General features: G+C 63.3%; 5 protein-coding genes and 1 pseudogene. All 6 read left to right on the top strand.

Features of this window, described 5'->3' with window-relative positions; genetic code table 11:
• Window positions 1–996 (top strand): DUF2339 domain-containing protein (locus tag DH10_RS35170; protein WP_192385897.1); only part of this gene is annotated, 996 nt, incomplete at its 5' end.
• Window positions 997–1,049: 53 nt separating this feature from the next.
• A complete protein-coding gene (locus DH10_RS35165; protein ID WP_192244471.1) occupies window positions 1,050–1,292 on the top strand; it encodes a type II toxin-antitoxin system VapB family antitoxin in 243 nt (80 codons plus the stop codon).
• Window positions 1,292–1,519, top strand: coding sequence for a PIN domain-containing protein (locus DH10_RS38055; RefSeq protein ID WP_343221677.1), 228 nt, complete (start codon window positions 1,292–1,294; stop codon window positions 1,517–1,519). The genes DH10_RS35165 and DH10_RS38055 overlap by 1 nt, the downstream gene beginning before the upstream one ends.
• Window positions 1,494–1,709 carry a type II toxin-antitoxin system VapC family toxin gene (locus DH10_RS38050; protein WP_343221679.1) on the top strand — a complete coding sequence of 72 codons (216 nt, stop codon included), beginning with the start codon at window positions 1,494–1,496 and terminating at the stop codon, window positions 1,707–1,709. The genes DH10_RS38055 and DH10_RS38050 overlap by 26 nt, the downstream gene beginning before the upstream one ends.
• 162 nt (window positions 1,710–1,871) lie before the next feature.
• Complete coding sequence (locus DH10_RS35155; RefSeq protein ID WP_192244469.1) at window positions 1,872–2,390, top strand: RNA polymerase sigma factor; 519 nt, start codon at window positions 1,872–1,874, stop codon at window positions 2,388–2,390.
• A pseudogene (locus DH10_RS35150) lies at window positions 2,387–2,583 on the top strand (anti-sigma factor family protein); the annotation flags it as partial. The gene DH10_RS35155 and the pseudogene DH10_RS35150, both read left to right, overlap by 4 nt.

The raw sequence follows: 2,583 nt of genomic DNA, 5'->3' as shown, positions 1-2,583 counted from the left end.
GTTCCGGCGCTGGCGACGCGCTGGCGCTCCTATCCGGTGCTGGGCTGGATCGCAGTGGGCGCCGCGGTCGCCGTGCTCGGCCGCGTCGCCTTCGATCCGACCATCGTCGGCGCGGCGGCATTGTCGAGGACGCCGGTCTTCAACTGGCTGCTGCCGGGTTATGGCGTGCCAGCGCTCGCCTTTGGTTTTTCTGCCTGGCAACTGGCGCGCACCACCAACGGACGGCCGCGCCTCGCGATGGAGGCGACCTCGGCGCTGTTTGGCCTGCTCGCCGTTGCGATGCTGGTGCGTCACGCCATGCATGGCGGCGTCATCGACACCGGCACTGTCACGCTCGGCGAGCAGGCGATCTACACGCTGATCGCGCTCGGCGCTGGCGCGATCCTCGTCGCCATCGACATGCGCTCGCCGAGCTCGGTGCTGCGCTATGGCTCGATGGCGGCCGGCGTGGTCTCTGCCGGCCTGATCGTCATCCAGCATTTCGTGGTGCTGAACCCGCTCGTGACGGACGAATCCACCGGCACCATTCCGTTCTTCAATCTGTTGTTCTTCGCCTATCTGCTGCCGGCCGTCGCGGCCGGCGCGCTGGCGCTTTATGTCCGCGACAAGCGCCCGAGATGGTATGCGGCGATGCTGGCGCTGGTCGCTTCGCTGCTTGCCTTCGCCTATGCGACGCTCTCTGTCCGGCGCCTGTTCAAGGGCGAGTTCATCGGCCTGTGGAGCGGGCTAGGCCAGCTCGAGACCTACACCTATTCGGCGCTTTGGCTGGTCATCGGCGTGGCGCTGCTCACCACCGGCGTCTGGCTGAGGTCGCAGGTGCTGCGCATCGCCTCGGCCGTGCTGATCGCAGTCGCGGTGCTGAAAGTCTTCCTCTTCGACATGTCGGAGCTGGAAGGCGTGCTGCGCGCGCTCTCCTTCATCGGCCTCGGCGCGGTGCTGATCGGCATCGGGTTGTTTTATCAGCGGCTTCTGACAAGAGCGGCCAGGCAAAGGTGAGGTGCCTGAATATTCAAAACGGAATATATGAATATTCGGCAGGAGAAATTCATATGCCGCTCTACATTCGTGACGATGAGGTCGACGCGCTGGCGACAAAATTGCAGCGCGAGACCAAGGCTTCCAGCAAAACAGAAGCCGTACGGACCGCGCTTTTGCATGAACTGGAGCGCAATCGCGCTCGAAAGCCGTTGCGTGAAAGGATTGCAGTTCTTCAGGCGCAAGCTGCTGCATTGGGGCCGTTCGATCCCAACTTCGACATGAAAGCGTTCATGGACGAGATGTGGGAGGAGTGATGTTCGTCGATGCGTCGGTGATCGTCGCGATCCTTGCCAAGGAGCCAGGCTGGGAGGAATTGCTAAAACGGATTCTCGACACCGCAGGTCCGCTTCACGTATCGGCGCTGGTCAGGGTCGAGGCGACATTTGCACTTGGACGACTGAGCGGCGGTGCCAAAAAGGCCAAGTCCCCGAATGCTGTCGGCGGCGCGCGATCTGATGGACACCTTCATCGAAGAAATTGATGCTCGCAACGTGTCTGTCGATGAAGAGATCGGCACGCGCGCTCTCGACGCCAGCATCCGCTGCCGCAAGGCGGTCGGCCATCCGGCCGATCTCAATCTAGGAGACTGCTTCGCCTATGCCTGCGCCAAGGCGCTCGACGTTCCGCTGCTCTACAAAGGCGGTGATTTCCTGGAGACGGATCTGGCATAAATCATAGCTTCGACGATCGGATAGCCGGGAATAAACACGCATCCGCCAGCGTTGTTAAGGTGCTTGGGTACCGGAGCGGTTGGTCCGCTTCGCGCTGGCTGCTTGCGCCGCGCTGCGAAGGCGCGTTCAATCGGATGGAAGACGACCTCGAAAAAAGCGGTTATGGACGACAAGAGGGCAGCGATCCTGAGCGAGATACCGCGTTTGCGCCGCTACGCGCGCTCGCTGCTGCGCGACCGCGATTCCGCCGACGATCTCGTCCAGGATTGTCTCGAGCGGGCGCTTGTCCGGCTCGACAACTGGCAGACAGGAGAAAGCCCCAGGAGGTGGCTGTTTACGATCATGCATCATCTGTTCATCGACCAGATGCGCAAGGTTAACCGACGTGGCGAGGCGGCGATGCTGCCCCTGGAAGCCGGCGAAGCCCAGTCTGCGCCCGCCGATCAGGTCGAAACCATTGCATCCCGCGAGATCATGGATGCCTTGCAGGCGATCGGCCCCGATCGCCGCGCGGCGTTGGTCATGGTCGCCATCGAAGGCTTTTCCTACGCTGAGGCCGCCAACATCCTCGGCGTGCCGGCCGGCACGCTGATGTCGCGCATCGCGCGTGGCCGCGAGGAACTGCGCGGTCTGCTGGACGACTCCTCGCGCCGCCGCTCGATAAGGATTGTCGAGCGATGACCCGGCGCGATTTCTCCGAACGCGACATCCACATGGCCCTCGATGGCGAGCTGCCGGCAGAGGAGCGCTTGGCCTATGACGCCTGGCTCGAAGCCAATCCCGAGATGCGGGCAAAGAGCGCCCGCTACATCGCCGACCGCGCGGCGCTCCGCGCTGCCTTGGCCGGCGTGATGGACGAGCCGGTGCCGGCAAG

Source organism: Mesorhizobium silamurunense (genome assembly GCF_014843825.1).
Lineage (GTDB): Bacteria > Pseudomonadota > Alphaproteobacteria > Rhizobiales > Rhizobiaceae > Mesorhizobium > Mesorhizobium silamurunense.
Note: the sequence above shows the minus strand (reverse complement) of the source record. Positions and strands in the feature narration are given on the sequence as shown.

Excerpts from the sequence above, each read along its gene's own strand:
- DH10_RS38055 (WP_343221677.1), top strand. The coding sequence starts at position 1,292 with ATGTTCGTCGATGCGTCGGTGATCGTCGCGATCCTTGCCAAGGAGCCA.
- DH10_RS35165 (WP_192244471.1), top strand. The coding sequence starts at position 1,050 with ATGCCGCTCTACATTCGTGACGATGAGGTCGACGCGCTGGCGACAAAA.
- DH10_RS38050 (WP_343221679.1), top strand. The coding sequence starts at position 1,494 with ATGGACACCTTCATCGAAGAAATTGATGCTCGCAACGTGTCTGTCGAT.
- DH10_RS35155 (WP_192244469.1), top strand. The coding sequence starts at position 1,872 with ATGGACGACAAGAGGGCAGCGATCCTGAGCGAGATACCGCGTTTGCGC.